This window comes from Paraburkholderia caribensis (assembly GCF_002902945.1).
Lineage (GTDB): Bacteria > Pseudomonadota > Gammaproteobacteria > Burkholderiales > Burkholderiaceae > Paraburkholderia > Paraburkholderia caribensis.
The window spans coordinates 338,746-362,784 of the sequence record NZ_CP026102.1 but is presented as its reverse complement, the minus strand read 5'-3'; the positions used below and the strand labels follow the sequence as shown (position 1 = coordinate 362,784).

Below are 24,039 nucleotides of genomic sequence, written 5' to 3'. Positions count from 1 at the left end.
CCATGAAAAAAGGCCAGCCGCGCGGCTGGCCTTCCGGACGCGTCCTGCGTCCCGGAGGTTCGCGGAATCAGTCCGCGGGACGCAGTTTCTTCACTTCGGCGTCGGACGGCTGCACGCTTGCACCGTCGATATAGCGATACGACGTCATCACACCCTTGCCGTCCTTCAACGCGGTCACACCGACGAACGCGCCCATTGTCGACTGGTTGTCCTGCGGGCGATATGTGATCGGCCCGAACGGCGTATCGACATTCAAGCCCTTGAAGGCAGCCGCGAGTTTGTCGGGATCGGTTGAACCGGCTTTCTTGATGCCGTTCGCGATCGACATCAGCGCCGCATAGCCGACCACCGAGCCGAGGCGCGGATAGTCGTGATACTTCGCCTCGTAGTCGGCGACGAACTTTTTGTTCGCGGGCGTATCGATGGAATACCACGGGTAGCCCGTCACGATCCAGCCGACGGGCGCTTCTGCGCCGAGCGTGTCGAGATAATCCGGCTCGCCCGTCAGCAGCGACACGACGCTGCGGTCCTTGAAGAGCCCGCGCGTGTTGCCCTCGCGAACGAACTTGCCGAGGTCTGCGCTGAACAGCACGTTGAAGATCGCGTCGGGCTTTGCGTCGGCGAGCGCCTGCACAGTCGAGCCGGCGTCGAGGTTGCCGAGGGGCGTTGCCTGTTCGGTGACGAACTCGACGTCGGGCTGCGCGGCCTTTAGCAGCTTCTTGAACGTCGCGGCCGCCGACTGGCCGTATTCGTAGTTCGGATATACGAGCGCCCAGCGTTTTTTCTTCAGCTTTGCCGCTTCGGGCACGAGCATCGCGACCTGCATGTAGGTGGATGGGCGCAGGCGGTACGTGTACTTGTTGCCGTCGGCCCAGACAATCTTGTCGGTGAGGGGCTCGGCGGCGAGGAAGAACATGCGCTTTTGCTTCGCGAAGTCGGTTAGCGCGAGGCCTGTGTTCGACAGATAGCCGCCGAATAGCAGTTGCACCTGCTCGCGGGCGATGAGTTCTTGCGCGACGCGAATCGTGTCGCCGGGGTTCGCGTTGTCGTCGCGGGAGACGACTTCCAGCTTTTTGCCTAGCACGCCGCCGGTTGCGTTGACCTGATCCAGTGCGAGGTTCCAGCCGTTTTTATAGGGCATCAGGAATGCGGGCTGTGCCTTGTAGCTGTTGATTTCGCCGATTTTTATTGTCTGTTGCGCGGAGGCGGTTAGGGCCGTGAGCGAGACTGCGAGTGAAGCGGCGACTCGGGATGTCCATGCTGCGCGCGAGGTCATGGGGTGGCTCCGTTTTTTTATCCGTGGGACGGGGAAGGGTGAATCGTACCGGTTCTTTTGTTTGTTTTGGTTTTTGCTGCGCGTGCCGTGGGGGTGGGTAGTATCTGCGATGGCATCCGCGATTCGTTGGCGTGCTTCAGGCGTTGCCCCTGTGCGCTTGCCTTTGCGATGGCATCCGCGATTCGTTAGCGTGCTTCAGGCGTTGCCCCTGTGCGCTTGCCTTTGCGATGGCATCCGCGTTGCGTTAGCCTGCTTCAGGCGTCGCCCCTGTACGCTTGCCTTTGCGATGGCATCCGCGTTGCGTTAGCCTGCTTCAGGCGTCGCCCCTGTGCGCTTGCCTTTGCGATGGCATCCGCGTTGCGTTAGCCTGCTTCAGGCGTCGCCCCTGTGCGGGGCGGCACCTACTTTTCTTTGCCGCCGCAAAGAAAAGTAGGCAAAAGAAAGCGGCTCACACCGCCAATTCTTGACGTTTGCCCACGGGCCCCCAACGTCCCCACGCTTCATACGGCAATGCCCTGATTGATGCCCGTTGCCAGCGCGCCGAATGAATGCCTCACCCGCTTCGGATACCCGTACCCGGTCAAGCGGCAGCGAATGGTATGTGCCGCCCAGGTGGCAAACTGTGTGTAGGTTTTCCTGACGTACACGTTAGCGCTCTTACAGGGTGGAGCGCGTGCTCAATCGGTCTGGAGTGAAGCATGTGGAGCACCGAGGGCCGACACACAGTTTGCCACCTGGGCGGCCGTGGACTGTCTGGTGAGGCATGCTGAAACGCGGGTGCGTGAAGCGGGTGACGCGCTCATTCAGAGCGCTGGCAACGAGCACGGGCCACGTGGTTGCCGTGTGAAGCGTAAGAACCTTTGGGGGCCCTCAGGCAAGAACATGGGCTGGCGGTGTGAGCCGCTTTCTTTTGCCTACTTTTCTTTGCGGCGGCAAAGAAAAGTAGGTGCCGCCCCGCACAGGGGCAACGCATGAAGCTAGATAACAATCCGCGGATGCCAGCGAAAGCAAAAGCAAATCGCGGATGCCAGCGCAGAGCCATAACTCGAATGCCATCGCAGATACTACTACCCACCCCCACCGCATGCGCAGCAAAAACCAAAACATCAAACCCCCAGATACGCCCGCCTCACCCCCTCATCCCGCGCGAGCTCACGCATCGCGCCACCATACTGAATCTGACCTTTCTCAAGCACATACACGCGGTCACTAACAAGCTCAGCGAAATGAAAGTTCTGCTCAGACAGAAGAACAGACAACCCCTCGCGCTTCAGCTCAAGAATCATATTAGCCATCTGCTCGACGATCACGGGCGCCACACCCTCCGACGGCTCATCGAGCAACACCAGATAAGGATTCCCCATCAGCGTCCGCGACACAGTAAGCATCTGCTGCTCGCCACCGCTCATCTGCCCGCCGAGACGCCGCGGCATCTCACCAAGATTCGGAAACAGCTCGAACAGCTTGCCGGGCGTCCACGCCGGCGCCCCCGCGCGCGCGGGCTGCCGCCCCGTGTCGAGATTCTCCATCACAGTGAGACCAGAGAACACCCGACGATCCTCAGGCACATAACCAAGCCCCATTCGGGCAATCCGATGCGGCGGCAACGCAGAGATATCGGCCCCATCGAAATGAATCACGCCTTCACGACGCGCCATCAGCCCCATGATCGACTTCATCGTCGTCGATTTGCCGGCGCCATTGCGGCCCATCAGCGCGACAACTTCGCCGCGCCCCACTTCGAGGCTCACGTCGAAGAGGATTTGCGCGCGCCCATAGAACGCATTCAATCCATCGACTTTCAGCAGCGGTGCGTTCATGTGCGCGACTCCGTGCGTGGCTCGCCGCCATCGCGCGATAACGCCGCGCGTGGCTGGAACGTCTTGCCCGTGCCGAAGTAGACCGCCTGCACGTTGGCGTCGTTGCGTATCGTGTCCGCGTCGCCCTGTGCGATCAGCTTGCCGCGCGCCAGCACGATAATCCGGTCCGCAGTCGAAAATACGACGTCCATGCTGTGCTCGGTGAACAGCACGCCGATCTGACGCTCGGCGGAAAGACGCTTCGTCAGCGCCATCAGCTCGGTGCGCTCCTGCGGCGCCATGCCTGCCGTCGGCTCGTCCATCAGCAGCAGCTTGGGTCGGTTCGCAAGCGCGATGGCCATCTCGACGCGCTTCACGTCGCCATAGGCAAGCACGCTGCACGCGCGCCGCGCATGGGCCGTCATGCCGACCTGTTCCAGCAACGCCATCGCCTCGTCCGCGAAGTGCGACGCCGCAGGTTTCCACAATCCGTATAGACGCTTTTCGCGCGATACGAGCGCCATCTGCACGTTTTCCAGCACGGTCATCGAGTTGAAGGTCGCCGCGACCTGGAACGTGCGGCCGACACCCCGCCGCCATATCTCACGCGGCCGCATGCCGACCAGCTCATGTCCGTCCAGCATCACGGAGCCGCGCGCCGGACGCAGCTGTCCGTTGACGATGTTGAAGCATGTCGATTTGCCCGCGCCGTTCGGGCCGATCAAGGCGAGCAGTTCGCCGGGCTTCACGTCGAACGAAACGTCGTCGACGGCTTTCACGCCGCCGAATGACATCGACAGGTTCGATACGCGCAGAAGGCTCATTGGCGGCCTCCTGCCTGTACGTCATCGCGCTCGAAGCGCTCGCGCACGAAACCCACGATGCCTTGCGGAAACGCAATCACCAGCAACAGGATCGCCATGCCAAGCAGCGCCTGCCAGTAGTCGGTCTGACGCGCGACGGCGTCCTGCAGCCACGTGAACAGCGCCGCGCCCGCGACGGGCCCCGTCAAGGTCTGGATGCCGCCGAGCAACACCATCACGAGTCCGTCGACGGAACGGCTCACGCTGATCACTTCCGGCGAGATCGTGCCTTTGGAAAACGCGTACAGCGAGCCGGCAAGCCCGCAGAACAGCGACGCAATCACGAACGCCGCCCATTGCACGCGTTTCGTGTCGATGCCGATGGCTTCCGCGCGCAGCGCCGAATCGCGGGACGCGCGCATCGCAAATCCGAGCGGCGAGAACAGCATGCGGCGCAGCAGCCACACGCCGAGCACGGCAAACGCGAGCGTCAGGTAATAATAGGCGACGGGCGACGATAACCAGTTCGACGGCCACAGCCCGAGAATGCCGTTGCTGCCGCCCGTCACGTCATCCCACTGATACACGACGGACCAGACGATCTGCGCGAACGCGAGCGTGAGCATCGCCAGATACACGCCCGACAGGCGCACGCAAAACCAGCCGAACACCAGTGCGCCGAGCACGGCGAGGAGCGGCCCGAGAACGAGAGCGGCTTCCATCGGCAGATCGAGTACTTTCAGAAAGAGCGCTGCACCGTATGCGCCGAGGCCGAAGTACGCGGCATGACCGAACGAATGCATGCCGCCCGGTCCCATGATGAAGTGCAGGCTTGCCGCGAACAGCACGGCAATCAGAATTTCGACGAGCAGCACGGGCATGTACGGAAACGCGCCGGCGGCCAGCGGCGCGAGCACGAGCATCGCTAGCACGCATGCCCCGAGCCACTTGAACTGGCTGGACGCGGGCTTCAATGGCATGTCGGCGGGCGCTGCCGCGCGAACCGTCGACGTCGCGCGTCCCAACAGGCCCCACGGCCGCACGACGAGCACGACGGCCATCACGACAAATTCCGCGACCAGCGTGAAGCGGCTCAACGAGAAGTCGATGCCGAACAGCGACACATGTCCGATGCCGATGCACAGCGCCTTGATCTCCGCGATCAGCAGTGCCGCGACGAACGCGCCCGGAATCGAGCCCATCCCGCCGACCACGACGACGACGAACGCGTTGCCGATCGTTTCGAGATCGAGCGACAGATTGGCCGACATGCGCGGCCCTTGCAGCGCGCCGCCCAACCCCGCGAGAAACGCGCCGACGAAGAACACGCCCGTGAACAGCCACGCCTGGTTGATGCCGAGCGCGCCGAGCATCTCGCGATCCTGCGTCGCTGCGCGCACGAGCGTGCCCCAGCGCGTGCGCGTCAACGCGTACCACAGCAACAGGAGCACGAGCGGTCCGATTACGATCAATGCGATGTCCCATGTCGGCAGTTGATGGCCGAGCAGTTCGACGGCGCCGGACAGATGCGGCGCGCGCGGGCCGAACAGGTCCTGCGGTCCCCAGATTGCGAGGGCGGCGTCGCGGAAGATCAGGACGAGCGCGAATGTCGCGAGCAGATGGAACAGCTCGGGCGCCTTGTAGATGCGCCTCAGCACGATCAACTCGACGAGCGCGCCGAGTACGCCGATCACGAGCGCGGAGGCGAGCATCGACAGCCAGAAGCCGATGACGCTGCTCGTGCCGAAGCGGCTCGCGATGCTGTAGGCAACGTAGACACCTAGCATGTAGAACGAGCCGTGCGCGAAGTTGACGATGCGCGTGACGCCGAAGATCAGCGACAGGCCCGCTGCGACGAGGAAGAGCGCCGAGGCGTCGGCGAGTCCGTTGATCAGTTGGACTAGCAGGTTGGGGAGCATTTTTGCCTGGCGGCGGGTGGATGGGGTGCGGGTTTGGCTTCGGGTTATGTCGGGCGACAGGTATACCGGAAATGTTTTTGGTTTGCAGGGGTTTTTTGATCTGCGATCGGGTGGGGCTTCTTTATTCGCATCCGCGAGGCTTTGGCGGTGGGCTTTCTGCCTTTTGTGCTGGGATCCGCGTTTGCACCTTCGCGGCGCGGGCGTTGGTTTTTGGTTTGCTTGTGCGTGCGCTGGGCGTTTGCCTCTTCGCTGGCATCCGCCGATTTGACTTTTCGCTGGCGTCCGCCGATTTGCCTCTTCGCTGGCATCCGCCGATTTGCCTTTTCGCTGGCATCCGCGAATTGTTAGCGTGCTCCACACGTCGCCCCTGTGCGGGGCGGCACCTACTTTTCTTTGCCGCCGCAAAGAAAAGTAGGCAAAAGAAAGCGGCTCGCACCGCCAATTCTTGACGTTTGCCCACGGGCCCCCAACGGCCCCACCCTTCACACCGCAACGCCCTTGTTCGTGTGCGTTGCCAGCGCGCTGAATCCGCGCCTCACCCACTTCAAACACCCATACATGAGCCAGCGGCAGCGAATGGTATGCGCCGCCCAGGTGGCGAACTGTGTGTAGGTCGTCGCGTCGTACAGGGTGGCGCTCTTACAGGGTGGAACGCGTGTGCTAACGGTCCGGAGTGAGGCGTGTGAGGCACTACGGCCTACACACAGTTTGCCACCTGGGCGGCCGTGGACTGGCTGGTGAGGCATGCTGAAACGCGGGTGCGTGAAGCGGGTGAGGCGCTCAGCAAGAGCGCTGGCAACGAACACGAATGACGTGATTGCCGTGTGAAGGATGGGGACGTTGGGGGCCCGTGGGCAAACGTCAAGAATTGGCGGTGTGAGCCGCTTTCTTTTGCCTACTTTTCTTTGCGGCGGCAAAGAAAAGTAGGTGCCGCCCCGCACAGGGGCGACGCCTGAAGCACGCTAACAATTCGCGGACGCCAGCGAAGAGGCAAATCGGCGGATGCCAGCACAAACAACAAGCACACCACCCCAAAGCCTGCGCAGCAAAAAAACAAAAGCCGCGTGACACACAAATCACAACGGCTTCGCCAAACAAAAAAAACCCTACCCGAACCTACCCCTTAGGAACATCCTCCGCATCCTGCTCCTTAAAAACCTTATCAGCCAGATGAAAAGCAGAATTCGCCGCCGGCACGCCACAATAAACAGCAGTCTGCAACAGAACTTCCTTAACCTGCTCCCGCGTCACCCCATTATTCCGCGCCGCGCGCAAATGCAGTGCAAGTTCCTCGCTGCGATTCAGCGCGACCATCATCGCAATAGTCAGCAAACTCCGCGTATGCCGCGGCAGCCCCTCGCGAGTCCAGATCTCACCCCACGCATACCGCGTGATGAAGTTCTGAAACTCCTCCGTCACCTCAGTGCGATTCGCCAGCGACCGGTCCACATGCGCATCGCCCAGCACCGCGCGGCGCACGCCCATGCCCGCGTCGTATCGTTGATCGTCGTTCATCGCTGCCCCTTCAGAAAATCGAGCACGGTCTTCGTGAACACGTCGGAAACTTCGATGTTCGAGATATGCGAAGCATCCAGTTCGACATAACGTGCGCCCGGAATCGACGCCGCCAGCTCGCGGCCTTGCGCAGGCGTCGCGGCAAGATCATGCGTGCCCGAAATCACCAGCGCTGGCGCCTTGATACCGGGCGCTTCAGGACGCAAATCCGTCGCATTGATCGCTTCGCAGTTCAGCGCGTACCCTTCCTTGTCGGTGTGCACAAAAACGTCGCGAACATAGTTGAACACCAGCGGCTCGCGTGCAACGAACTCCGCCGTGAACCAGCGCGGCAACACGGCATCCGACAACGCGAGCATGCCTTCCGTGCGCGCACGCGCCGCGCGCGGCACCCAGACTTCCGGCGAGCCGATGCGCGCCGCCGTATTGCACAGCACGACACGATCGATGCGGTCCGCGTAGCGCGCCGCAAGGCCTACGCCCGTCAATCCGCCCATCGAAATGCCGCAAAAATTCGCGCGCGCGATCTTCAACGTATCGAGCAGACCAATCACGTCGCCCGTCAATTGCTCGATCGAATACGGTCCCTTCGGCGCTTCCGAATGGCCGTGGCCACGCGTGTCGTAACGCAGCACCCGAAAGTGCTTCGCGAATTCGGCAACCTGCGGTGTCCACATCGACAGATCGGTGCCGAGCGAATTCGACAGCACGAGCCACGGCGCGCTGCCGTGCCGGTCGCCGTCGATCCGGTAGTGAAGCTCGATGCCATTGACTGCGGCGTAAGGCATTCCTTTACTCCTGATGTTGATTCGCGCGCGCTTTGCGCGCGGTATGAAGAGCCAGCACGGCGTCAACGAAAGCGTGCGCGCTGCCCACGTAATGCGCCGGATCGAGCAGACGCCTGAGTTGCTCGACGGGCAGATGTTGCGTGACGGACGCATCGGCTGCCAGCACGTCGAAGAGCGTCTTGCCGCTCTTCACAGCCTCTTTCGACGCATGCTCGACAAGATGATGCGCATCCATACGGCCAATCCGGTCGCCGAGCGCGAGCATCACCGCTTCGCCGAGAATCAGCCCATGCGTCACCTCCAGATTCGCCGCGAGCCGCTCGATATTCACTTCGAGTCCCTGCGCGATCTGTTCGATGTTCGCCAGCGCGCCGCCCGCGAGACGCGCCAGATCGGGCAGCGTGTCCCATTCGGCCTGCCAGCCGCCGAGCGCACGCTCGTGCTCCTGCACCATGCCGCCGAATACGGTTGCGACGAGGCCGGGCGCGCGCGCCGCCGCCGTCAGCACGGCCGCGCAGCCAACCGGGTTGCGCTTGTGCGGCATCGTCGACGAGCCGCCTTTGCCGGCGGCAACCGGCTCGCCAAGCTCGCCGAGTTCGGTCTGCATCTGCAACGAGATATCGCGCGCAATCTTGCCGAGCGTGCCGATCAGCATGCCGAAGAACGACGCCGTTTCGGCGATGCGGTCGCGCTGCGTGTGCCACGGCACGGCAGGCATCGCCAGGCTCAATTCCTTCGCCAGCGCGGCGGCCACCACGCCGCCCTTGTCGCGCAAACTCGCGAGCGTCCCGGCCGCGCCGCCGAACTGCAATACCAGCACGCGCTCGCGCAACGTGTCGAGCCGCTCGCGATGACGCAGCAGCGCGTCGAGCCATTGCGCGAACTTCAAACCGAGCGTGATGGGCAGCGCCTGTTGCAGCCACGTGCGGCCGATCATCGGCGTGGCGCGATGCTGCTGCGCAAGCGCGGCAATCGCATCGCAGGTGGATGACAACGCGCCGTCGAGCAGATCGAACGAATCGCGCAGTTGCAGCACGGTCGCCGTATCGATGATGTCCTGGCTCGTCGCGCCCCAATGGACGAACTTCGACGCTTCCGCGTCGGCGTCCTTGACGCGCGCAGTCAGTTGCTTGACGAGGGGAATCGCTAGATTGCCGCCGAGCGCGGCGTCGCGGGCGAGCGCGTCGGCGTCCAGTTTTTCCGCGCGGCAGGTCGACTGGATGGCGGCCACGGCCGATTGCGGAATCACGCCATGTGCCGCCGATGCGCGCGCCAGCGCCGCTTCGACGTCGAGCATCCGTTGCAGCGTCGCGCGCGGCGACCAGATGTCGTTCATCGGCGGCGTGCCGCAGATCAGGCCAGTCAAGCGAGCGCTAGCTTCTAGCATGATGTTCTGTGCTTTGGGATGAATGCGCGTTGGGTCGCGCCTGTCAGCGCGCGGCGTTCGGCTTCATTGTCGCCGAACGCCGCGCAGAGGTCACGCGCGCATTTGCGCGCGCGTGGCTGCTACGTGTCGCGTCTGTGTATCGCTCAGGCCGCGCGAGCCTGCTGCGTGCCGTCGATCAGCGCGACGCCCGTCAGTTTTTCCAGTTCCGCGAAGTCGATATCCGAGAAGATTTCGCGCACGACGAGGCCGTCTTTCGTCACGTCGATCATCGCGAGGTCGGTGTAGATTCGGTCCACGCAACCGACGCCCGTCACCGGGTACGAGCACTCGGCGACGATCTTGCTTTCGCCCTGCTTGGTTTGATGCTCCATCATCACGAACACCTGCTTCGCGCCGATAGCCAGATCCATCGCGCCGCCGACAGCGGGAATCGCATCCGGCGCGCCCGTGTGCCAGTTCGCGAGGTCGCCCTTCGACGAAACCTGGAACGCGCCGAGCACGCAGTAGTCGAGATGGCCGCCGCGCATCATCGCGAATGAATCGGAATGGTGGAAGAACGCGCCGCCCGTCAGCAGCGTGACGTGCTGCTTGCCGGCGTTGATCAGTTCGTCGTCTTCCCCGCCTTTGGCGGGCGCGGGGCCCATGCCGAGCAGGCCATTTTCGCTATGCAGGAAGATTTCCTTGTTCGCGTCGAGGTGGTTCGCCACCAGCGTCGGCACGCCGATGCCGAGGTTCACGTAAGCGCCTTCAGGAATGTCCTGCGCGACGCGCTTCGCCATTTCATCGCGGGTCAGTCGTTTCATGTCCGGTCTCCTTCAGGCGGCTTGTTCGGGGCGTTGCGAGGCGTGAGCCGCCTGCGGGACTTCGACGATGCGCTGCACGAAGATGCCCGGCGTGACGATCACTTCCGGGTCGAGCGCACCGAGCGGCACCACTTCCGACACCTGCACGATCGCCGTCTTCGCCGCGCTTGCCATGATCGGGCCGAAGTTGCGCGCCGTCTTGCGATAGACCAGGTTGCCCCAGCGGTCGCCCTTGTACGCCTTGATGAGCGCGAAGTCCGCGTGCAGCGGCGCCTCCAGCACGTAATGCTTGCCGTCGATCACGCGCGTTTCCTTGCCTTCGGCCAGTTTGGTGCCGTAGCCCGTCGGCGTGAAAAAGCCGCCGATGCCCGCGCCCGCCGCGCGGATGCGCTCGGCCAGATTGCCTTGCGGCACGAGTTCCAGTTCGATTTCGCCCGCACGATAGAGCGCGTCGAAGACGTAGGAATCGGTCTGACGCGGGAACGAGCAAATGATCTTGCGCACGCGCTTCGCGTTGAGCAGCGCGGCGAGGCCCGTATCGCCGTTGCCGGCGTTGTTGTTGACGATGGTGAGTTCTTTCGCGCCCTGTTCGATGAGCGCGTCGATCAGCTCGGAAGGCATGCCCGCCGTGCCGAAGCCGCCGATCATGACGGTCGCGCCGTCATGCACGTCGGCAACCGCCGACTGGAGTGACTCGAAAATCTTGTTGATCATGTCGAATATCCTCTGAAACGCGTCGATCCGCGCCGCGCGCTTCCCCATTAACGGTGAAACGCGCGCCGGACGGTCTCCACGTCCGCTTTCGTCCTGCATAGCCTGCTGACGACGGCATGCAGACCTCCTGGAGGCCGCATGTGTTTGGCTCGCCCTTCAATTCCTGTCGCCCGTCGAACTCTCGAAAAGTTCTCTATGCGAACACAGTTTCGTTTAGCGAACGTACCGGCGCATTATGGTTTGCGCTCGCATCTCTTGTCAAGGCAACGGTTTCGTGGTTTGCCCTATGCGGCGGCGTGCCGCCGGGTTTGCCGCCGGGTCGTGGTTTAGTCGCGAAACGGCAGCCCCACATAATTCTCCGCCAGCATCCGTGAAGCCGCATCGGAATGCGCGACGTACCGCAGTTCGGACATCTTCAGCCGGTTGACGAACGGCGTGTCGTCGAACGACGGATGCAGCATGTTCGTCATGAAATACGAGAAATGTTCGGCGCGCCAGACGCGCTCCAGACAGGTCGCCGAATATGCGGAAAGCAGGTCGTCGCGGCCTTCGCGATAACGCGCCGCGAGCGCCTTCGACAGCACGCGCACGTCGGCGACGGCCAGGTTCATGCCCTTCGCGCCCGTCGGCGGCACGATGTGCGCGGCGTCCCCGGCTAGATAGAGGCGCCCGTATTGCATCGGCTCGCACACGAAGCTGCGCATCGGCGTCACGCCCTTTTGCGCGACGTCGCCGATGGCAGGCAGCCAGCCGTCGGCGTTCTCGAAGCGCGTGTGAAGTTCCGCCCAGATGCGCTCGTCGGGCCATTGCGCCAGGTCTTCGTCGGGACGGCATTGCAGATAGAGACGCGTCACCTCCGGCGAACGCATGCTGAACAGCGCGAAGCCGCGCTCGTGATGCGCGTAGACGAGTTCGTCGCAGGTCGGCGCGGCGTGGGCGAGGATGCCGAGCCATGCGTAAGGGTAGACGCGTTCGAACGTTTGCAGCGCGTCGGCGGGAATCGACTCCCGCGCGATGCCGTGAAAGCCGTCGCAGCCCGCCACATAGTCGCAGTCGATGCGCTGCACGGCGCCATCGTGCGTGAATCGAACCCAGGGTTCGTCGCCCGTCAGATCGTGCAGCGACACGTCGGACACGTCGAAATACAGCTGTTGCTGGTGTTCGACGGCAGCGGCGATCATGTCGCGCACCACCTCATGCTGCCCATACACCGTGATCGCGCGGCCGCCCGTCAGCGCCGTCAGATCGATTCGATGCCGCTTGCGCTCGAACAGCAATTCGATGCCATGGTGCACGAGCCCTTCGCGCCGCAGCCGGGCGCCGAGGCCGGCTTCATCGAGCGTATCGACGGTGCCCTGTTCGAGCACGCCAGCGCGTATCCGATGCTCGCAGTGCTCGCGCGACCGGCTTTCCAGCACCACCGATTCAACCCCCGCCAGCCGCAACAGATGCGACAGCAGCAGACCGGCGGGACCCGCGCCAATAATGGCAACTTGAGTGCGCATCGTTCGTCTCCGAGTCTTTTGTTCGAGTCATCAATTGATTCTCGGCGCTTTCCCGAATATGCGACAACGCGATTTTTAGGATAGGTTGTATACGCATAACCGATACTGTGCAGCGTTACATTCCCGCGCGCGCCTAAGCATGGCCGAACTCGATCTCAACCTGATTCCCTACCTCGTCGCGCTCGAAGACATGCGCAACGTGAGCCGCGCCGCCGAACGTCTCGGCGTGAGCCAGCCGCGCGTGAGTACCGCGCTGGGTCGCTTGCGCGAATATTTCAACGACCCGCTGTTCGTGCGCACGTCGCGCGGCATGGAGCCGACGCCGCGCGCCCTCGCGCTGATTCCCGCTGCCCGCGAGGCGCTCGCGCGCATCGAGAAAGGCATGCTCGACTCGCAGGACTTCGATCCCGCGACGTCGACGCATACGTTCTCGCTGGCCTTGTCCGATGTCGGCGAAATCGTGTTCCTGCCCCGGCTGCTGCAACTCTTCGCCGAGCGCGCGCCGCATGCGAATCTGCGTTCGGTATCGTTGCCGCCCGCGCATGTCGAGCGCGGGCTGGAATCGGGCGATGTCGATCTCGCCGTCGGCTACTTTCCCGATCTCTCCGGGAACAACTTCTTCCAGCAGCGTCTGTTCACACACCGGTTCATCTGTCTGATGCGCAGCGATCATCCGCTCGCGGGCGCGCCGCTCACGCTCGATCAGTTCATCGGCCTGGGCCACGCGGTCGTGCGCGCCGAAGGACGCAGCCAGGAAGTGCTCGAGCAGTATCTGGAGAAAAAGCGCATCCGACGGCGCGCCGTGCTGGAGACGCCGCACTTCATGAGCCTGCCGTTCATCCTCGCGCGCACCGATCTGATCGCGACGGTGCCGCACGCGATCGGCTTCGCGTACGTGTCGGAACACGCGTCGATCACGCTCGTCGAGCCGCCTTTGCCGTTGCCCCGCTTCGACTTGCGCCAGCACTGGCACCGCAAGTTCCACAACGATCCGCGCGCGAGCTGGTTGCGCGGCGTGGTCGCGGAGCTGTTCAACGATGCGAAGGACGAGTGGCCGAAATGATCCCCGCCCGTCACGCCCGCACGAGCCGCGACGCATATCCCTGCTCGGCGTAGGGCCAGGAAACATGGAACAATGCCGCAACGTGCGATGCGCGTTTTAATGGAATTGGAGCGAAGGATGAATACGAAGAACACAACGTCCGCCGACGCACCCGGCCGGCCGTCCCGCGACGAGGCCGAAGAGGCCGTGCGCGTGCTGCTGCGCTGGGCCGGCGACAATCCTCAGCGCGAAGGGCTGCTCGACACGCCCGCGCGCGTGGTGCGGGCGTATGAAGAATTTTTCGCGGGCTATGAAGTCGATCCGCGCGAGATCCTGGCGCGCACCTTCTCCGAAGTGGACGGCTACGACGAGATGATCGTGCTGAAGGACATCCGCTTCGAAAGCTATTGCGAACATCACATGGTGCCCATCATCGGGCGCGCGCACGTCGCTTATCTGCCGGAGCATCGCGTGGTGGGCATCTCGAAGCTCGCGCGGCTCGTCGATGCGTTCGCCAAGCGTCTGCAGATTCAGGAAAAAATGACGGTGCAGATCGCCGACACTCTCAACGAAGTACTGCAGCCGAAGGGAGTAGGCGTGATTCTCGAAGCATCGCATCAATGCATGTCGACGCGCGGCGTGCACAAGGCCGGCGTCGAGATGGTGACGTCGCGCATGCTCGGGACTTTCCGCACCGACCCGTCGACGCGCCGGGAGTTTCTGTCGATTGTCCACGGCCCGACTTCCGTTAGCGTGGCGAATACCTGATTGGTCGAGGTTGATTGGCCCGCTTTAGCCACGCGCGCGGATGGCGCGTGGTTGTCTCAACGGTCTGGTCAGTGCCGCAGCTCTCAAAGCACGCTTAGTGGTTCTGATTGAAGTTGCATAAACGGCAAAAATTCTGGCGTCTGAGGCGGCCCAAGCAAAGCCAGGATCGACCAACTCACGCTTCCGCGCGCATTCTCATCGACCGAAACCGTCCGAACGTCGCGAGCAGCACCGCTGCCAGCACACACGCGACGCCTACCATCTGCGCATGGCTGATCGGCTCATGCAGCACGCCCGATGCAAGCGCGAGCGTCGACACAGGCACCAGCGCTGTCACGAGGCCCGCTTCCGCGCCGGTGAGGCGAGAAGCGCCCGCGTACCACAACACGAAGCCAAGCACCGTCGGCACGAGCGCGTAATAGACGACGCCCGTAAGCGCGGCGACGACGTTCGCATCGAATGGCAGGCGCCACGGCTGCTCGAAACAGGCGGGCACGATCGCGACAAGCAAGCCGATTCCGCTCATCAGCGCGGACAGCGGCAGAGCCGGGACCGGCCTGTGCAGCTTGCGGTTGAGCAAGATGAAGAGCGCTTCGCAGACGATTGCGGCGAATACCAGCGCATTACCCGCGAGGGAATGCGTGCCGCTCGCGACCGCCACGTCGTCGAGGCGCACTGTGCAGGCGAGTACGCCCAGCGTCGCGAGCGCAATCGCGCCGAGCAGCGCGGGTGACGGCCGCTCGCCGAGCGCGAGCGCCGCGAAGCCCGCTGATACCGCGGGCAAGGTCCCCGCGATCACACCCGCATCGGCGGCCGACGCGAGCCGCATCCCGCCGATCAGACAAACCGTATAGCCGACGCTTCCCGCGCCCGCCTGCGCGATCACGAGCAACGCATCGTGCGCGTCGAGCTTCGGCCAGCGGACTTTTCGCCAACGCATCATTGCGGCAAAGATGGGAAACGCCATCGCAAAGCGCAAAGCCGTCGCCGAAAACGGCGGCAAGCCGCCCGCTATCGCCTTGCTGACGACGACCGTGCTGCCTACGCCGATCATCGCCAGCGCACAAAAGGAATATCCGACGTAACGCACGTTCATGCCACTGCCTCCTCGTATCGAACGATGAGGCGAGCGTACGGCCCGCGCTCACGCGCGGTCTTGAACGTTATTGCAGAAGATCATCAGCGGACGGCGGACGCGTAGCTCGCGGGCGTGACACCAAGAAGCCGCACGAACGCGCGCGTCATATGGCTTTGATCGGAGAAACCCGCCGAGACAGCGGAATCCACCAGCGTAGACCCGCTGGCGATCAGTTGCCGCGCCAGCAGGACACGGCGCTGCATCCGGTAGGCATGCGGCGGCAAACCGACTTCATGCGCGAAACTGCGCAGCAGCTGAAAACGGCTCATACCGGCTTCGGCGGCGAGATCGGCGAGCGTCGATGCCGACACGGGATCGTCATCGATACGGTTTTTTGCGCGCGAGACAGGGCCGATGCGTTCGGGTCTGTGCGGCAATGACGTCGCGTGGTATTGACCCACATAAGAAAGCAACGCGATCAACGCTTCTTCGCAAGCGAGATTGTCGGGCGACGCGCCCTCGTTTGCCTCATGCACTGCAACGGAGAAAAGTCGCGCAAACCGCAGCGATAGTTGCGCGTCGTTCAACACGGGGCGCGTCAACTCCACTTCCCGCAACGGTGACTCCGCGCATTCGGCGACCGTGCCGATCACCAGCGACGGCTCGAAATACAGCATCCGCCAGGCACGTCCGTGTTCGTCGAGCGGACTGCCGTCATGCACTTCGCCGGGATTGACGGTGATGACATCGTGCGCGCGCGCTTCGACAGGTCCACGCCCGCTTGCCGAACGCTGTCCGCCAGCGACGACGATGCCGATGCCAAAGCGATCGTGCGAATGACGCGCAAACGTGTGAGTGGTGTGCGCGACGGTCGCCTCGACGCCGTCGAGCGCGCAACGCAACATCTGGACGCGCCCGCGCGGCTTCATCGTCTCAGGCGCCCGCGCATCAGCGCCGCCCTTCGTCGTTGCGTCCGCGCTCGCCTTCGCGAATCTTGCCCTGCGACACGCTGCTGCCCGGCGGCACGCTATGCGTGAGCCACACGTTGCCGCCGATCACCGAGCCGCGTCCGATGGTCACGCGGCCCAGAATGGTCGCGCCCGCGTAGATCACGACATCGTCTTCGACGATCGGGTGACGCGCATTGCCTTTCACGAGCGTGCCGTCTTCGTCCGCGGCGAAGCTCTTCGCGCCGAGCGTCACCGCCTGATAGACACGCACGCGCTCGCCGATGATGGCCGTTTCGCCGATCACGACCCCCGTGCCGTGATCGATGAAGAAACTCGGGCCGATCTGCGCACCCGGGTGAATGTCGATACCTGTCGCCGAGTGCGCGATCTCGTTGATGAAGCGCGCCAGCAGCGGCACGCCAAGCTGGTGCAGCGCATGGGCGAGCCGGTGGTGCGTCATCGCCCATACGCCCGGGTAGCAGAGCAGGATTTCGGTGATGTGCTGCGCGGCGGGATCGCCGACATACGCCGCCTGGATATCGCTGACCAGCAACGCGCGAATGCCCGGCAACTGCTTGCCGAACTGGCGCGCGACGTCGAATGCGAGCGCGCTCAAATCGGCATCCGGCGTCTCTGCGTGCTCCGGCAAGAAGCGCAGCGCGCGCCGGATCTGTTCGGCCAGCAGGCGCAGCGTGCTTTCGAGCGTATGACCCACGTAATAATCGACGCTCTCGTCGGTCAGATCGGGCGCGCCATAGTGCGTCGGGAAAAGCGCGGCGCGCAATCCCGCGACGATGTTGATCACGCCGTCGCGCGACGGCAGTTCGCGGATACCGCGCGGATGGCGCGTGCGATGCAGTTCCTCACGCGACGCGCGCAGTTCGGCGACGATCTGTTCGAGGCCCCAGTTGTGGGAGGAAACATTTGACATGGCGAGAACGGCAGTCGCGCGCGAAGCGCGACGAAAGTGAATTGTCCCCAGAGATTACCGCGTTTCGGCGCACGCCGCCGGGCGCCGGTGCGGATTGCATAAAGAACGCATAAGGAACGGCTCATGCAGTACCGGGCGTTGCATGCGCGGGAGTGCGTAGCAAATGACGTGCTATACGGTCATACTGCTTGCATCGATCCAGCGCACCGCCCAGTCGCGAGCATGCGCGATAGCGGCTGCTTCGTCAGTGAAGCGGAGGTCGGTGGGAAAGAAGCGGTTGGCGACGAGTTCGCCATCGCTGGAGCGCGACACGACTACATACGGTTGCCATGTCCCATCGCCCGCGCGCGCCGGCGCGCAGTTAAGCAAGTAGCCACGATGTGTGAATGCAGCATCAACGTGCATGAGTCACCCGCCCCTGACTGCCTCATAGATGGTCCTTTTGCGAGTGCAATGCCGTGTGTCGAGGCAGTCGATGAGACTGCGGCGGTCATGCTCTTGTATGCGTTGCTGCACTCGAACCAGAATAATACTCTGTAGGAAAAGGGCGTCCACCAAAAAAATAGTAAAAATTCGCGCGTTACCCTAAGCGCCGTCGCGCGTGGATTCCAACGTGATTGGGCGCTCACGCGGAACGAGTTTTGCTCGCTCCCAATGCTTTGAAGGCATGAGTCAAGGAGGGCGTAAAAATGAGCCTCAACACCCGCAAGATACCGGCGACACAATCAGGAACCCATGTCGCGCGCAGCGCCGAGATGCACAACGACCGCACGCACGACAGCACGGTGGACACCGACAGCAAGAATCACGAAGCCGCGCGCATCGCAGGCCACGCGCCGATCGGCCCCGATGAGATCACCACCAGCAACGCATCGCTCGTCAACAGCGTGCCCGACAACCCGTATGCGGAACTGGCGGGATTCGACAGCCGCATCGGCGGAAACCATCTGCTGCTCGCGCTGGAGCCGGGCTATCGCGTGATCGACAAGGGCATGACGGTGCCCGAGCCCGCCGAGCACTTCGACGACCGCTTTCATGAAGCCACGACGCCAGCGGACCAACGCACGCGCGGGCGCATTCATTTCGCGCTGAATCATCAGCGGCCGATGCGCGTGATCGAACTCGAGCGCGTCAAGTGAATGCCGCGCGCCTGCCGCACGATGCGCCGTCGCGTGGCGCGTCGTGCGCGTTCGCGTTTTTGCGAATGTCGATGCGATTCGAAACTCCTGGTTGCATGACTTCGTCGCACGCGCATCTTTTTCGCGTTTGAAACGATCAGCACAATCGGCGCAATTTCATCCACGGAGCAGCAGATGAGCAAAATCGTCGTGATCGGTGCAACGGGTACGCTCGGACAGGCCGTCGCCGCCGAACTGAAAGCGCGGCATGAAGTGATCGAAGTCGGCGCGACGCGTGGCGCGCATCAGGTCGACAGCACGGACCCGGCGAGCGTCGAACGGTTGTTTCAGACAATCGGCAAAGTGGACGGCGTCGTCACGGCGACGGGCAAGGTTCACTTCGGCCCGTTGCCCGAGATGACCGTCGATCAATTCTGGGTCGGCCTGCGCGACAAGCTGATGGGACAGATCAATGTCGTGCTCGCGGCGCAGAAGTATGTGAATGACGGCGGTTCGTTCACGCTGACCAGCGGCATTCTCGCCGACGAGCCGATCAAGCTGGGCGCCAGCGCGACGACAGTGAATCTCGCGCTCGAAGGCTTCGTGCGCGGCGCGGCGATCGAACTGCCGCGCGGCATTCGCATCAATGTCGTGAGCCCGACGGTGCTGACGGAATCGATGGAAAGCTACGCGCCGTTCTTCCGCGGCTTCGAACCTGTCGACGCGAAGAAGGCCGCGCAGGCGTATCTGCGCAGCGTCGAGGGCGCGCAGACGGGACGCGTGTATCGCGTCGGCTACTAGAACATTGGGTTGGCTTCTGTTCGCGAGCGCACGTTGTCGTGCGCTCGTTTTTCATTGCGCGGCGCTTGCCGTTTAGTGAATCTCCGGCTCACCCGCCGCAGCGCTTGCGCCATCGCGTTGCAGGAAGTCGAAGTCGCAGCCCTTGTCGGCCTGCAGCACATGCACCTGATGCATCGCGCCGTAGCCGCGTGAGAACCTCGGCGCGGGCGCGACCCACTCGGCCTTGCGGCGCGCCAGTTCCTCATCCGATACCAGCACGTTCAGCTTGCGCTGCGGCACGTCGAGTTCGATCATGTCGCCGTCGCGCACCAGCGCGAACGGCCCGCCAATGAACGACTCCGGCGCCACGTGCAGCACGCATGCGCCATAGCTCGTGCCGCTCATGCGCGCATCGGAAATGCGCAGCATGTCGCGCACGCCCTTTTGCAGCACCTTCTTCGGCAGCGGCAACTGGCCCCACTCGGGCATGCCCGGCGCGCCGACGGGCCCTGCATGCTGCAATACGATCACGCAGGTTTCGTCGATATCGAGCGCGTCGTCGTCGATGCGCGCGGCCATGTCGTTGTAGTCCTTGAACACCACCGCGCGGCCCGTGTGCACCATCAGATGCGGCTCGGCCGCACCCGGCTTGATGACGGCGCCATCGGGCGCGATGTTGCCGCGCAGGACGGCCAGACCGTTGTCCGGCATCAGCGGGTGGCTGCGGCGGCGGATCACGTCGTCGTTGAAAATCTGCGCGCCTTCCAGGTTCTCGCCGAGCGTCTTGCCGTTCACGGTCTTCTGCGAGCCGTCGATCAGTTCGCCCAGCTCCGCGAGCATCGCCTGCAGGCCGCCCGCGTAATAGAAGTCTTCCATCAGATATGCGCCCGTCGGCCGGATATTGGCCAGCACCGGCGTGCGGCGGGAAATGCTGTCGTAGCGGTCGAGCGTCAGTTCGATCCCGGCGCGGCGCGCCAGCGCAATCATGTGCACGATCGCGTTGGTCGAGCCCGACAGCGCGAGGCAGGTCGTCACCGCGTTGTCGATCGACTTCACCGTGAGGATGTCCGACGGCTTCAGGTCTTCCCACACCATCTCGACGATACGCATGCCCGTTTTCGCGGACATCTGCGCGTGACGCGAATCCGGCGCGGGAATCGACGCGAAGCCCGGCAGCGTGAAGCCGAGCGCTTCGGCGGCGCTCGTCATGGTGGACGCCGTGCCCATTGTCATGCAGTGGCCCGGCGAGCGCGCAATGCCGCCCTCGACGCCCTGCCAGTCTTCTTCGGTGATCTTGCCCGCGCGCAGGTCGGCCCAGTATTTCCACGTGTCGGAGCCCGAGCCGAGCGTCGCGCCGTTCCAGTTGCCGCGCAGCATCGGGCCGGCGGGCAGAAAGATGGTGGGCAGGTCCATGCTGATCGCGCCCATCAGCAGCGCGGGCGTGGTCTTGTCGCAGCCGCCCATCAGCACGACGCCGTCAGCGGGATACGAGCGCAGCGTCTCTTCCGCTTCCATCGCGAGGAAGTTGCGGTAGAGCATCGTGGTGGGCTTCTGGAACGGCTCCGACAAGGTCTGCACCGGCAACTCGATCGGAAAGCCGCCCGCCTGCCAGATGCCGCGCTTCACCTCTTCCACACGCTGCTTGAAATGCGTGTGACACGGGTTCATCTCGCTCCATGTGTTGAGAATCGCGATAACCGGCTTGCCCGCGTACTCCTCGCGGCTGTAGCCCATTTGCGCCGTGCGCGAGCGATGGCCGAACGAGCGCAGATCGTTCACGCCATACCAGCGGTGGCTGCGCAGTTCGTCGGGGGACTTGCGTTTCTTCGTGTGATCGTTCGACACTTCGACTCCTACGGGCGCTGCTCCTTCACCCGCGACACGATCTGCGTCGGGCTGACGAACTGCAGCGCAATCAATACCCAGATCAGCGTGATCGCCATGTAGATCATCGCCATCGCGTCGATCGACTGCGGCGCGCGCACGCCTGTTGAAAATACAGCGTAGTACAACGCGACGACCAGCGTTTGCGTCGCCGGCCCCGCCGTAAAGAACGTCAGCTCGAACATGCCGATGGTACGCACCAGCACCAGCAAACCAGCGGCAAGCATGCCGGGCACCAGCAAGGGCAGCAGGATATAGCGGAAGTAGCGGAACGTGTTCGCGCCGAAGATCCGTGCCGCCGACTCCAGATTCGGATCGATCTGCTCGATGAACGGCGTCATCACGAGAATGACGAACGGCAGCGCGGGCACCAGGTTCGCGAGTATCACGCCGGACAGCGTCCCCGCCAGCCCGATCTTGTACATCACGGTCGCCATCGGAATGCCGTATGTGACAGGCGGCACCATCAACGGCAGGAGAAACACGAGCATCGCGAAACGCTTGCCGCGAAACTGCACGCGCGCGAGCGCATAGGCGGCGGGCACGCCGAGCAGAATGGACAGCAGCACCACCGCGCCGACCACTTCGACCGTTACCCACAGCACGGCCGCAAGCTGGAAGTCGCTCCACGCCTGCGCATACCAGTGCAGCGTGAAGCCCTGCGGCAGCAGCGTGCCGAACCAGCGCGTCGCGATTGAATTGACCGCCACGGTGGCGATCAGCAGCACGATGTTCAGCAGGAAGAAAATCATCGCGCCCCAGACGAGCGCCTTGTACACGCGGTCACGCAAACTGACATGCGGTTTCATCGATTTCACCGTCTGCCCTTGCGGCGCAGCGGGCCACGGATGCGCGACTTGACGATCGGTTGCCATCAGCCCTTACCTCCCGTCGCCGGTCCACTGTAGAAGAAGCGGCGCGCGCCGAGCATCGCGGCGACGATCACCAACTGCACGAAACCCATCACGATCGCAATTGCGGACGCAAGCGAATAGTCGTAGCTCTCGAACGCGGCCTCTGCCGCGGCAATCGACATCACGCGCGTCGGCCCCGCAGGCGCGCCGAGCAGCACAGCCGATGGAAACACCGAAAACGCCTGCACGAACGACAGGCACGCCGCCATCGTCAGCCCCGGCACGAGCAGCGGCAGATAGATCTGCCGGAACTGCTGCCATGGGTTGGCGCCAAGCGTCGCAGCGGCGCTCGCGAGCGTCGGATCGATACCCGTCACATACGACAGCGTCAAAAGAAACGCGAACGGAAAACCCGACACGACCAGCGAGATCAGCACGCCCCAGAAGTTGTGCGTGAGGCGCACTTCGTCGGTATAGAGGTGCAGCCCTTGCAGCGCTTGCGGAAACCAGCCGTTCGGGCCGAAGTAAGTGAGCATGCCGTCCGCGATCAGCACGGTGCCGAGCGTGATGGGAATCACCAGCAGCGTCGTCACGAACTTCTGATACGGCGACGGGCGGCGCAGCGCGAACGCGACAGGCACCGATATGCCGACGTTGATCAACGTGGCAGGCACCGCGAGCTTCAGCGTGACGATGATGGTCGGCCACATCGACGTGTCGCTGAAGAACTTCGCGTAGTTCGCCCACATGCCGCCGCCTTCCATCGGACTGAAGGACAGCGCGAGGCCGTAGACGAACGGGTAGACGAACAGCGCAAGGATAAACAGCAGGGCCGGCGACACGAGCCACGCCTTGCCATCGCGCTGCGCGACGGGTGTCGCGGCGGCGGCGGGCGTCAGCGTGCTCATGACGGCTCTCCGTCGTACACCAGCGTGCGCGACGGAGGCACACGCAGCGTGACGCGCTCGCCTTCAGCGAATTCGCCCGCGACGCGCGCCCACAATTCGCCGAACGCGCTGTTCACACGAATCAGCGAATCGCGCCCGCCGTATTCGACCGTCGTGACCTGCGCGTCGAACGCATTTTCGGAGCCGGGGGCGGCGCGCTCCATGTCCTCGGGACGCATCGCGACGGCAACACGCTTGCTGTTGAAGCCGTCCATCGCCGTGCCGATCAGCCGCACACCGTTCGCTTCGACGGCGACGCCTTCGCCCTGCGTGCCTTCTAGTGTGAACGGCAACACATTGCGATAGCCCATGAAACGCGCGACATGCAGATTCTTCGGCCGCCCGTAGACTTCCTTCGGCGTGCCGACCTGCTGCACAACGCCCTCTTTCATCACGACGATGCGGTCGGCCATCGACAGCGCTTCGTCCTGGTCGTGCGTCACGTAGATGGTCGCGCGATCCAGCTGGCTATGAATGCGGCGGATCTCCGCGCGCATTTCGATGCGCAGTTTCGTGTCGAGATTCGACAGCGGCTCGTCCATCAGAATGAGCGGCGGCTCGATCACAATGGCCCGCGCAATCGCGACGCGCTGTTGCTGACCGCCCGACAACTGCCCCGGCAACTTCTTCTCATGCCCGACCAGCTGCACGAGTTGCAGTGCTTCTCGCGCGCGCTTCACCGTTTCCGCCTTCGCGATGCCGCGCATCTTCAGGCCGAAGCCGACGTTGTCCAGCACCGACATATGCGGAAACAGCGCGTAGTTCTGAAACACCATGCCGAACCCGCGCTTCTCGGGCGGCAGCACGTCGATGCGTTTGTCGTCGAGCCAGATGCCGCCGCCCGACAGCGGCTGCAAGCCCGCGATACAGTTGAGCGCCGTCGACTTGCCGCAGCCCGACGGCCCGAGCAACGCGATGAATTCACCCCGACGGATATTCAGATCGAGACCCTGCAGCGCCGAAACCGCTTGCCCTTCGGCATTCACGAAACTCCGGCTGACGGACTCGAGGCGCAACTGTTCAAAGTGATGCTTCATGATCGCTTCCCTACGATGTTGCGTGACACGCCAGAAGCGCGCCCAACGGCACGACTCCCCATGACGCGTCATCACGATCGGCGATGCCGCGCAAGGCGTCATGCACGCCCTGCGCGGCATTGGCTGCTCCGCTTTGCGCGG

At 63.5% G+C, this 24,039-nt stretch carries 22 protein-coding genes; 4 read left to right on the top strand and 18 right to left on the bottom strand.

What is annotated here, in order from left to right; translation table 11 throughout:
• Positions 1 to 67 precede the first annotated feature (67 nt).
• The 10 genes from C2L66_RS18055 to C2L66_RS18010 all read right to left on the bottom strand — a co-directional run bounded on the left by C2L66_RS18055 (position 68) and on the right by C2L66_RS18010 (position 12,509).
• On the bottom strand, positions 68 to 1,276 hold the full coding sequence (locus C2L66_RS18055) for an ABC transporter substrate-binding protein (protein ID WP_060604057.1): 1,209 nt from the start codon (positions 1,274 to 1,276) through the stop codon (positions 68 to 70).
• A gap of 1,106 nt (positions 1,277 to 2,382) precedes the next feature.
• On the bottom strand, positions 2,383 to 3,096 hold the full coding sequence (locus C2L66_RS18050; RefSeq protein ID WP_060604060.1) for an ABC transporter ATP-binding protein: 714 nt from the start codon (positions 3,094 to 3,096) through the stop codon (positions 2,383 to 2,385).
• A complete protein-coding gene (locus C2L66_RS18045; protein WP_060604063.1) occupies positions 3,093 to 3,899 on the bottom strand; it encodes an ABC transporter ATP-binding protein in 807 nt (268 codons plus the stop codon). Before C2L66_RS18045 ends, C2L66_RS18050 begins: the two co-directional genes overlap by 4 nt.
• A complete protein-coding gene (locus C2L66_RS18040; protein WP_060604066.1) occupies positions 3,896 to 5,797 on the bottom strand; it encodes an ABC transporter permease in 1,902 nt (633 codons plus the stop codon). The genes C2L66_RS18045 and C2L66_RS18040 overlap by 4 nt, the downstream gene beginning before the upstream one ends.
• Before the next feature lie 1,116 nt (positions 5,798 to 6,913).
• Positions 6,914 to 7,312, bottom strand: a complete 399-nt coding sequence (pcaC, locus tag C2L66_RS18035; protein WP_054932870.1) for a 4-carboxymuconolactone decarboxylase — start codon at positions 7,310 to 7,312, stop codon at positions 6,914 to 6,916.
• Positions 7,309 to 8,100 carry a 3-oxoadipate enol-lactonase gene (gene pcaD / locus C2L66_RS18030; protein ID WP_060604070.1) on the bottom strand — a complete coding sequence of 264 codons (792 nt, stop codon included), beginning with the start codon at positions 8,098 to 8,100 and terminating at the stop codon, positions 7,309 to 7,311. Before pcaD ends, pcaC begins: the two co-directional genes overlap by 4 nt.
• Positions 8,101 to 8,104: 4 nt before the next feature.
• A complete protein-coding gene (locus C2L66_RS18025) occupies positions 8,105 to 9,487 on the bottom strand; it encodes a 3-carboxy-cis,cis-muconate cycloisomerase (RefSeq protein ID WP_060604073.1) in 1,383 nt (460 codons plus the stop codon).
• Between the two features lie 143 nt (positions 9,488 to 9,630).
• Positions 9,631 to 10,290, bottom strand: coding sequence for a 3-oxoacid CoA-transferase subunit B (locus tag C2L66_RS18020; protein ID WP_060604077.1), 660 nt, complete (start codon positions 10,288 to 10,290; stop codon positions 9,631 to 9,633).
• Positions 10,291 to 10,302: 12 nt separating this feature from the next.
• Entirely contained in the window at positions 10,303 to 11,004 is a 702-nt protein-coding gene (locus C2L66_RS18015) for a 3-oxoacid CoA-transferase subunit A (RefSeq protein ID WP_036002191.1), read from the bottom strand.
• A gap of 326 nt (positions 11,005 to 11,330) precedes the next feature.
• Positions 11,331 to 12,509, bottom strand: a complete 1,179-nt coding sequence (locus C2L66_RS18010) for a 4-hydroxybenzoate 3-monooxygenase (RefSeq protein ID WP_060604080.1) — start codon at positions 12,507 to 12,509, stop codon at positions 11,331 to 11,333.
• 139 nt (positions 12,510 to 12,648) lie between these two features.
• Here C2L66_RS18010 and C2L66_RS18005 point away from each other — a divergent pair, with 139 nt between their 5' ends.
• Together C2L66_RS18005 and folE are read left to right on the top strand one after the other, a co-directional pair.
• Positions 12,649 to 13,572, top strand: coding sequence for a LysR family transcriptional regulator (locus tag C2L66_RS18005; RefSeq protein ID WP_054932874.1), 924 nt, complete (start codon positions 12,649 to 12,651; stop codon positions 13,570 to 13,572).
• Between the two features lie 117 nt (positions 13,573 to 13,689).
• Positions 13,690 to 14,319 (top strand): GTP cyclohydrolase I FolE, encoded by a 630-nt coding sequence (folE, locus tag C2L66_RS18000; protein WP_007745422.1) that lies wholly within the window; start codon positions 13,690 to 13,692, stop codon positions 14,317 to 14,319.
• Between the two features lie 175 nt (positions 14,320 to 14,494).
• Here folE and C2L66_RS17995 read toward each other — a convergent pair whose 3' ends face one another.
• The 4 genes from C2L66_RS17995 to C2L66_RS17980 form a co-directional block, all read right to left on the bottom strand.
• The gene (locus tag C2L66_RS17995) at positions 14,495 to 15,415 is read right to left on the bottom strand and encodes a DMT family transporter (protein ID WP_060604083.1); all 921 of its coding nucleotides are present in this window, start codon (positions 15,413 to 15,415) and stop codon (positions 14,495 to 14,497) included.
• An 83-nt stretch (positions 15,416 to 15,498) separates the two neighbouring features.
• Positions 15,499 to 16,326, bottom strand: a complete 828-nt coding sequence (locus C2L66_RS17990) for an AraC family transcriptional regulator (protein WP_060604086.1) — start codon at positions 16,324 to 16,326, stop codon at positions 15,499 to 15,501.
• 19 nt (positions 16,327 to 16,345) lie between these two features.
• Positions 16,346 to 17,278 (bottom strand): serine O-acetyltransferase EpsC, encoded by a 933-nt coding sequence (epsC, locus tag C2L66_RS17985; RefSeq protein ID WP_054932877.1) that lies wholly within the window; start codon positions 17,276 to 17,278, stop codon positions 16,346 to 16,348.
• 171 nt (positions 17,279 to 17,449) lie between these two features.
• Positions 17,450 to 17,683, bottom strand: coding sequence for a hypothetical protein (locus C2L66_RS17980; RefSeq protein WP_007586604.1), 234 nt, complete (start codon positions 17,681 to 17,683; stop codon positions 17,450 to 17,452).
• A gap of 284 nt (positions 17,684 to 17,967) precedes the next feature.
• Between C2L66_RS17980 and C2L66_RS17975 the strand changes: the two genes are divergently transcribed.
• Complete coding sequence (locus C2L66_RS17975; RefSeq protein WP_060604089.1) at positions 17,968 to 18,417, top strand: DUF3005 domain-containing protein; 450 nt, start codon at positions 17,968 to 17,970, stop codon at positions 18,415 to 18,417.
• 174 nt (positions 18,418 to 18,591) lie between these two features.
• Positions 18,592 to 19,197 (top strand): short chain dehydrogenase, encoded by a 606-nt coding sequence (locus C2L66_RS17965; protein WP_060604091.1) that lies wholly within the window; start codon positions 18,592 to 18,594, stop codon positions 19,195 to 19,197.
• A gap of 72 nt (positions 19,198 to 19,269) precedes the next feature.
• Here the strand turns inward: C2L66_RS17965 and araD are convergent, their stop codons facing one another.
• From araD to C2L66_RS17945, 4 genes are read right to left on the bottom strand one after another with little or no spacing between them, the layout of a single operon-like run.
• Entirely contained in the window at positions 19,270 to 21,021 is a 1,752-nt protein-coding gene (gene araD / locus C2L66_RS17960; RefSeq protein ID WP_054932881.1) for an L-arabinonate dehydratase, read from the bottom strand.
• Positions 21,022 to 21,029: 8 nt separating this feature from the next.
• Positions 21,030 to 21,935 (bottom strand): ABC transporter permease, encoded by a 906-nt coding sequence (locus tag C2L66_RS17955; protein ID WP_054932882.1) that lies wholly within the window; start codon positions 21,933 to 21,935, stop codon positions 21,030 to 21,032.
• A complete protein-coding gene (locus tag C2L66_RS17950) occupies positions 21,935 to 22,822 on the bottom strand; it encodes an ABC transporter permease (RefSeq protein WP_036000081.1) in 888 nt (295 codons plus the stop codon). The genes C2L66_RS17955 and C2L66_RS17950 overlap by 1 nt, the downstream gene beginning before the upstream one ends.
• A complete protein-coding gene (locus tag C2L66_RS17945) occupies positions 22,819 to 23,898 on the bottom strand; it encodes an ABC transporter ATP-binding protein (protein ID WP_060606962.1) in 1,080 nt (359 codons plus the stop codon). Before C2L66_RS17945 ends, C2L66_RS17950 begins: the two co-directional genes overlap by 4 nt.
• Between the last annotated feature and the right edge of the window lie 141 nt (positions 23,899 to 24,039).